This is a genomic window from Rhodococcus sp. NPDC127527 (assembly GCF_042672245.1).
GTDB lineage: Bacteria > Actinomycetota > Actinomycetes > Mycobacteriales > Mycobacteriaceae > Rhodococcus_G.
The window spans coordinates 257,612-265,638 of the sequence record NZ_JBHXVP010000001.1 but is presented as its reverse complement, the minus strand read 5'-3'; the positions used below and the strand labels follow the sequence as shown (position 1 = coordinate 265,638).

At 68.3% G+C, this 8,027-nt stretch carries 3 protein-coding genes and 1 pseudogene; all 4 read right to left on the bottom strand.

Annotation, left to right across the window (positions count from 1 at the left end; genetic code table 11):
* A pseudogene (locus tag ACFVH2_RS01210) lies at positions 1-737 on the bottom strand (Ig-like domain repeat protein); the annotation flags it as partial.
* A gap of 229 nt (positions 738-966) precedes the next feature.
* Positions 967-2,421, bottom strand: a complete 1,455-nt coding sequence (locus ACFVH2_RS01205; protein ID WP_378420745.1) for a glutamate synthase subunit beta — start codon at positions 2,419-2,421, stop codon at positions 967-969.
* Positions 2,414-7,015, bottom strand: a complete 4,602-nt coding sequence (gene gltB / locus ACFVH2_RS01200) for a glutamate synthase large subunit (RefSeq protein WP_378420743.1) — start codon at positions 7,013-7,015, stop codon at positions 2,414-2,416. Before gltB ends, ACFVH2_RS01205 begins: the two co-directional genes overlap by 8 nt.
* A 379-nt stretch (positions 7,016-7,394) precedes the next feature.
* The gene (locus ACFVH2_RS01195) at positions 7,395-7,976 is read right to left on the bottom strand and encodes a TetR/AcrR family transcriptional regulator (protein WP_378420741.1); all 582 of its coding nucleotides are present in this window, start codon (positions 7,974-7,976) and stop codon (positions 7,395-7,397) included.
* Positions 7,977-8,027: the final 51 nt, after the last annotated feature.

Genomic DNA, 8,027 nt, shown 5'->3' with positions numbered 1-8,027 from the left:
ACCGTCACCGGCCCACCGATGTTGTTCGCACCGTCCTTGAACTGCACCGAGCCGACCGCATTCGCCGGACCGACGTTCGCGGTCAGGTCCACCGACGTGCCGGTGACCGCACCGGGCGGAACCGACAGCGTCGTCGTGGTCGCCGCGTCCGGAGCGACGACACGCACCCACGCGCCGGCCGGGTTGGCGCCCGACTGCGTACTGAAAGCGTAGACGTCGAACACGAAGCCGGCGTTGTAGTCGCCTACCGCCTGGGTCGTGGGGACCTTGTAGGTGACGGCGAAGTCCACGTTGTCGAGGTAGCCCTTGGTGCCCAGAAGCGGCACCGAGCTGCAGCCGCCCCCGGAACACGTCGCCTTGACGCCCGCGGCGCCCTCGTTGGTGACGTTCGACTGCTTGCTGATCGTATTCGAGACGTACTCGAAACCGGCGGGCTGGATCTGACGGATCGCGGTCATGTACCGGCCGATGCCACTGGTCTTCCAGATCTTCGCGGTGTAGGTGACGGTGTCGCCCGGGTGGACGATATTCACACCCGGCTGGGCGGGGTTGACCGTGGTGCCGTTCACCGCGGTCAGGCCCAGGTTCCACCGGAGGTTGTCCACCGACTTGTCGCCCGACGACGCGGGCGGCGGATCGTCCGCGGCGGCGATGCCGGCTGCACCGAACATCAGTGTCATCGCGGCACCCGCCGCGATGAGAGGTGTCGCCAGGCGACGGGTCTTGGACAAGAGCACGGTTACCTCCTGAGCGGCCCACCCGTGGTGGGTTTGCAGTGGCGTGACTCACATCACAGAATCGCCGCGAAGCCTAGTCATCACGAAACGATCACGTGGGCAGTCCTTGAACATTCATCCAATTGACGGACACCACTCCAACCCAAACCCGGAAACGGGCAAACCCGCCGTCCAGGCTGGCTGGACGGCGGGTTTGTCGAGAAGGTGCCGGTCGCGACCGGCTCGTTACCTAGCGCTGCGGAAGATCCGTCGGCTTGATCGGCGACGGCAGCGAGGTGGTGCCGCCCTCGAGGAAGGCGTCGACGGCGGCCGCGCAGGAGCGACCCTCCGCGATGGCCCACACGATCAGCGACTGACCGCGGCCCATGTCACCGGCGACGAACACGCCGGGGACGTTGGTCGCCCACTCGCTCGACCGGGCGACGTTGCCGCGGTCGGTGAGGTCGACGCCCAGGTCCGTGAGCAGACCCGGCTTCTCCGGGCCGACGAAGCCCATCGCCAGCAGCACCAGGTCGGCCTCGAGCTCGAACTCGGAGCCCTCGACCCGCTCGAAGCGGCCGGCCTTCATCTCGACCTCGTGCGCCTTGAGCGCCGTGACCTTGCCGTTCTCGCCGACGAACTCCTCGGTGTTGACCGAGAAGACCCGCTGGCCACCCTCCTCGTGCGCCGAGGACACCCGGTACATGAGCGGGTAGGTGGGCCACGGGGTGGAGTCCGCGCGGGACTCCGGCGGGCGCGGCATGATCTCGAACTGGTGCACGATCTCCGCGCCCTGACGCAGGGAGGTGCCCAGGCAGTCCGCACCGGTGTCGCCGCCACCGATGATGACGACCTTCTTGCCCTCGGCCGTGATGGTCGGGGCGTCGAGATCGCCGTTCTGTACACGGTTCGCGATCGGCAGGAACTCCATCGCCTGATGGATGCCGTCGAGCTCGCGGCCGGGGATGGGCAGGTCGCGGGCCTCGGTGGCACCGCCGGCCAGCACGACCGCGTCGAAGTCGGCGCGCAGCTGCTCGACCGAGATGTCGACGCCGACGTTGACGCCGGTGCGGAAGACGGTGCCCTCGGACTCCATCTGGACCAGGCGCCGGTCGATGTGGCGCTTCTCCATCTTGAACTCGGGGATGCCGTAGCGCAGCAGGCCGCCGATGCGGTCCTCGCGCTCGAACACCGTCACCGTGTGGCCGGCGCGCGTGAGCTGCTGCGCGGCGGCCAGACCCGCGGGGCCGGAGCCCACGATGGCCACCTTCATGCCGGTCAGGCTGGACGTGCGGACCGGCTTGACCCAGCCCTCGTCGAAGGCGCGGTCGATGATCTCGACCTCGACCTGCTTGATGGTGACCGGGTCCTGGTTGATGCCGAGGACGCACGACGCCTCGCACGGCGCGGGGCACAGCCGCCCGGTGAACTCCGGGAAGTTGTTCGTCGCGTGCAGCCGGTCGATGCCGTCCTGCCAGCGATCCTTGTGGATCAGGTCGTTCCACTCGGGAATCAGGTTCCCGAGAGGACAACCGTTGTGGCAGAACGGAACACCGCAGTCCATGCATCGGCTGGCCTGGGTGCGGAGGGTCTTCGAATCGAAGTCCTCGTACACCTCCTTCCAGTCCATCAGGCGCAGCGGCACCGGCCGGCGGACCGGCAGTTCACGCGAGGTGTGCTTGAGGAAGCCTGTCGGGTCACCCACGAGCTGCCTCCATGATTGCCTCGTCCACGTCAGTTCCGTTCTTCTTCGCGGTGTCGATCGCCACGAGCACCTTCTTGTAGTCGCGCGGCATCACCTTCGCGAAGTGATTGACCTGCTGAGACCAGTCCGAGAGGATGCGCGCGGCAACCTCGGATCCGGTCTCGTCCCGGTGCCGTTCGATGGCACCCTTGAGCCAGACGAAGTCCTCGTGCTCGAGATCCTCGAGATCCACCAGTTCGGTGTTGAGGTTCGCCTCGAAGGACTTGTCGGCGTTGTAGACGAACGCGACACCGCCGGACATGCCGGCACCGAAGTTGCGTCCCGTCGTGCCCAGGATCACCACGCGGCCACCGGTCATGTACTCGCAGCCGTGGTCGCCCACGCCCTCGACCACCGCGGTCGCGCCCGAGTTCCGAACCGCGAACCGCTCGCCCGCGATGCCGCGGATCAGGGCCTCGCCGCCGGTGGCACCGAACAGGATCACGTTGCCCGCGATGATGTTCTCCTCGGCGACGAACCCGGCCGCGGTCTCCAGCGGCGGGCGCACCACGATGCGGCCACCCGACAGGCCCTTGCCGACGAAGTCGTTGGCATCGCCGTGGAGCCGCAGCGTCATGCCGCTCGGCACGAACGCACCGAAGCTGTTGCCCGCCGAGCCCGTGAACGTGATGTCGATGGTGTTCTCGGGCAGGCCCGCACCGCCGTGCACCTTGGTCACCTCGTGGCCGAGCATGGTGCCGACCGTCCGGTTGACGTTGGTGATCTTCGACTCGAACTGCACCGGCACGCCGTCGTCGATGGCCGCACGACTCTGTGCGATCAACTGCTGGTCGAGTGCCTTCTCCAGCGCGTGGTCCTGGCTGCCCGTGCAGTACAGGTCCTGGTCCATGAACGCCGACTCGGTCTGCGCCAGGATCGGCGACAGGTCGAGCTTGGAGGCCTTCCAGTGCTCGAGCGCCTTGGTGGTGTCCAGTGCGCCGACCTGTCCGACCGCCTCGTTGAGGGTGCGGAAGCCGAGCTCGGCGAGGAGCTCACGCACCTCCTCGGCGATGAACATGAAGAAGTTCTCCACGAACTCGGGCTTGCCCGCGAAACGCTTGCGCAGCACCGGGTTCTGGGTGGCCACACCGACGGGGCAGGTGTCCAGGTGGCACACCCGCATCATCACGCAGCCCGAGACGACCAGGGGCGCGGTCGCGAAACCGAACTCCTCGCCGCCGAGCAGCGCGGCGATGACCACGTCGCGGCCCGTCTTGAGCTGGCCGTCGACCTGCACCACGATGCGGTCGCGAAGACCGTTGAGCAGCAACGTCTGCTGGGTCTCGGCCAGGCCGAGCTCCCACGGCGCGCCCGCGTGCTTGACCGAGGTCAGCGGGGTGGCGCCGGTGCCGCCGTCGTGACCGGAGATGAGCACCACGTCGGCGTGCGCCTTGGAGACGCCCGCGGCGACGGTGCCGACACCGATCTCGGAGACCAGCTTCACGTGGATGCGGGCCTGCGGGTTGGCGTTCTTCAGGTCGTGGATCAGCTGTGCGAGATCCTCGATCGAGTAGATGTCGTGGTGCGGCGGGGGCGAGATCAGACCGACGCCCGGCGTGGAGCCACGCACCTCGGCGACCCAGGGGTACACCTTGTGCGGCGGCAGCTGGCCGCCTTCGCCCGGCTTGGCGCCCTGCGCCATCTTGATCTGGATGTCGGTGCAGTTGGACAGGTAGTGCGAGGTGACGCCGAAGCGTCCCGACGCGACCTGCTTGATCGCCGACCGTCGCCAGTCGCCGTTCTCCTCGACCTCGAAACGGGAGGGATGCTCGCCACCCTCGCCCGAGTTCGACCGCGCGCCAAGACGATTCATCGCGATGGCGAGGGTCTCGTGCGCCTCGGCCGAGATCGAGCCGTAGCTCATCGCGCCGGTGGAGAACCGCTTGACGATCTCCGAGGCCGACTCGACCTCGTCGATCGAGATCGGCTCGCGCACACCCTTCTTGAACTCGAACAGGCCGCGCAGCGACGCCAGTCGCTCCGACTGGTCGTCGACGAGCTTGGTGTACTCCTTGAAGATCGAGTACTGGCCGGTGCGGGTCGCGTGCTGGAGCTTGAACACCGTGTCCGGGTTGAACAGGTGGTACTCGCCCTCGCGACGCCACTGGTACTCGCCGCCGACCTCGAGCTCGCGGTGCGCGCGCTCCTCCTTGCGGGGCAGGTACGCCGAGGCGTGCCGGACCGCGATGTCCGCCGCGAGCTCGTCGAGCCCGATGCCGCCGAGGCTCGAGTTCAGGCCGGTGAAGTACTCGTCCACGAGCTCCTGCGACAGGCCGATGACCTGGAACAGCTGCGCGCCGGTGTAGGAGGCGAGCGTGGAGATGCCCATCTTGGACATCACCTTGAGCACGCCCTTGCCTGCCGCCTTGATGTAGTTCTTGACCGCGGCGTCGAAGGTGATGCCGGTGAGCTCGCCGCCCTCGATCATGTCCTCGATGGTCTCGAAGGCCATGTACGGGTTGACCGCGGCCGCACCGAAGCCGACCAGGGTGGCCATGTGGTGCACCTCGCGGGCGTCACCGGCCTCCACGACCAGGCCGACCTTGGTGCGCGAGCGCTCGCGCACCAGGTGGTGGTGCACCGCCGAGGTGAGCAGCAGCGACGGGATCGGGGCGAAGGTCTCGTTGGAGTTGCGGTCGGTGAGCACGATGATGCGTGCGCCACCGGCGATCGCCTCGGAGACCTGGAAGCGAATGTCGTCGAGGGCCTTGCGCAGGCCCTCGCCGCCGGCCGCGGCCCGGTACAGGCCGGGGATGACCACCGAGCGGAAGCCGGGGAACTCACCGTCGTCGTTGACGTGAACCAGCTTCGCGAGGTCGTCGTTGTGCAGGATCGGCTGCGGCAGCGCCAGCAGTCGGCAGGACTCCGGGCCGGGGTTGAGCAGGTCGCCCTCCGGTCCCAGGCTGCCGCCGAGGCTGGTGACGACCTCCTCGCGGATGGCGTCCAGCGGCGGGTTCGTCACCTGGGCGAACAGCTGCGAGAAGTAGTCGAACAGCAGCCGCGGGCGGGACGAGAGGACCGCGATCGGGGTGTCGGTGCCCATCGAACCGAGGGCCTCGGCCCCGGTCTTGGCCATCGGCGCGACGAGGACGTTGAGCTCCTCGTTGGTGTACCCGAACACCTGCTGACGGATCAGCACGCGCTCGTGGTTCATGTGCACGACCTCGCGGGCCGGCAGGTCTTCCATCTTCACCAGGCCGGCGTCGAGCCACTCCTGGTACGGGTGCTCGGCCGCGAGCTGGGACTTGACCTCGTCGTCGCTGACGATGCGTCCCTGCGCGGTGTCGACCAGGAACATCCGGCCCGGCTGCAGGCGGGTTTTGCTGACCACCTTGGCGGGGTCGATGTCGAGGACGCCGACCTCGGAGGCCATGACGACCAGGCCGTCCTCGGTGACCCAGATGCGGCTGGGGCGCAGACCGTTGCGGTCGAGCACGGCGCCGACGACGGTGCCGTCGGTGAAGCACACCGACGCCGGTCCGTCCCAGGGCTCCATGAGGGTCGAGTGGTACTCGTAGAACGCCCGGCGGGCCGGGTCCATCGTCTCGTGCCGCTCCCAGGCCTCCGGGATCATCATCAACACGGCGTGCGGCAGGCTGCGGCCGCCGAGGTGCAGCATCTCGAGCACCTCGTCGAAGCGCGCGGTGTCGGAGGCGCCGGGGGTGCAGACCGGGAAGATCTTGTCGAGGGCGCCGTCGCCGAACACGTCGGAGGAGATGAGCGCCTCACGCGCGCGCATCCAGTTCTCGTTGCCGGTGACGGTGTTGATCTCGCCGTTGTGCGCGACGCGGCGGAACGGGTGCGCCAGGGGCCACGACGGGAACGTGTTGGTGGAGAAGCGCGAGTGCACCAGGCCGAGGGCACTCTCCATCCGCTCGTCCTGCAGGTCCAGGTAGAAGCCCTTGAGCTGCGGCGTGGTGAGCATGCCCTTGTAGACGAACGTCTGCCCGGACAGGCTCGGGAAGTACACCGACTCGCGGCCGGGAGCGTCCTGACCGGCGCCCTCGTCGCCGAGCTCGTGCTCGACGCGCTTGCGGATCACGAAGGCGCGGCGCTCGAGGTCCATGCCGGTGACCGCCGCGTCCGCCGCCGCCACGAAGAGCTGACGGAAGGTCGGCATCGCGTCGCGGGCCAGGGCGCCGAGCGAGGAGTCGTCCGTGGGGACCTCGCGCCAGCCGAGGACCTGCAGGCCCTCCTCCACGACGATCCTCTCGACCGCCGCGACGGCCTCGTCGAGGTCGTCGTGGGCCTGCGGGAGGAACGCGATGCCGGTGGCGTACGCGCCCTCGGCGGGCAGCTCGAAGTCGACCACGGCGCGGAAGAACGAGTCCGGGACCTGGAGCAGGATGCCGGCGCCGTCGCCGGTGTTCGGCTCGGATCCGGCCGCTCCGCGGTGCTCGAGGTTGACCAGCGCGGTGATCGCCTTGTCGACGATGTCGCGGCTGCGCCGACCGTGCATGTCGACGACGAACGCGACACCGCAGGCGTCGTGCTCGTTCGCGGGGTCGTAGAGGCCCTGGGGTCCGGGAGACCGGTGGCCTGGAAGTTGCTTCATACCTAGCCTTCGTGTGCGTCAGATGCACAGACGACCAGCAACGCTGATGGCCATCACGTGGCAATACAAGCGCCGACACAGCGTCGGGTCGGCGCGCCTCGTCAACGGCGGCGGCGGACGGCGGTCGGGATGTGATCCCGCCTCCGGCGACGACGCTGACTGACTATCTGGACGGTTGTGTGTCCAGCATGTTCCGAAAACGATAATTCAGAACCCCAGGTTTGCGCCAACTTAGGGTAGCCTGGCACCCCTTCTGACCTCGGGTTCGACCGGCGGCTCGGCGGCCCGCGAGAGGGCTCGGCAACAGGGTCGACCGCGTAACAAAGCCGTGCCGTCGGGGGTCGCCGGGAGAGTGATGCACCGTCGGCGCCCCGACGGGCTACCCCGTCACCCGTGTCGCGCCGGCATCGGGCACGAGCGCCCCGAGAACGGTCGCGATACCCGGACCCGGATCGAATTCCATTGCAGGGGTTGACAACTGGTGAAAGATCACACCGTCGAGATAGTCCACCAGGATCCGGCAGCCACGGGCGGGCTCGTCCGAACCCAGTGCGGCGAGCATCCGCGTACCCCACTCGACCAGGTCCGCCCGGCCCGCGGCGAGCGGCTCGGCAAGACCCGGGACCGACACCGCCTCGGCGAACAATGCGATCCGGGCGGCGGTCCGCACCCGGTTCGCACCTGTGGCGACAAACACGTATCCGGTCAGCCCGTCGGCCAGGTCGCGCACCGTGGCGGGGATCGGCCGCACCCCGAGCAGCCGCCAGTCCTCGCGGTCACACTCGACCAGTCGCAGGATCAGCGCCTCGAGCAGGGCAGCCCTGGTCCGGAAGTAGTTCGACGTGGATCCCTCCGGCATGCCGGCCGCCGCGTCGACCCCGCGATGGGTCAACCCGCGCAGACCGCGGGTACCGAGCAGCTCGATCGCCGCGTCCAGGACCCGTTCACGCTTGTCCGCCATGCCTGCACACTACATCGGTAGTAAATTCACTACATCGGTAGTACCTTCGGT

Coding starts and splice junctions, on each gene's coding strand:
- ACFVH2_RS01195 (WP_378420741.1), bottom strand. CDS start 7,976: ATGGCGGACAAGCGTGAACGGGTCCTGGACGCGGCGATCGAGCTGCTC.
- gltB (WP_378420743.1), bottom strand. CDS start 7,015: ATGAAGCAACTTCCAGGCCACCGGTCTCCCGGACCCCAGGGCCTCTAC.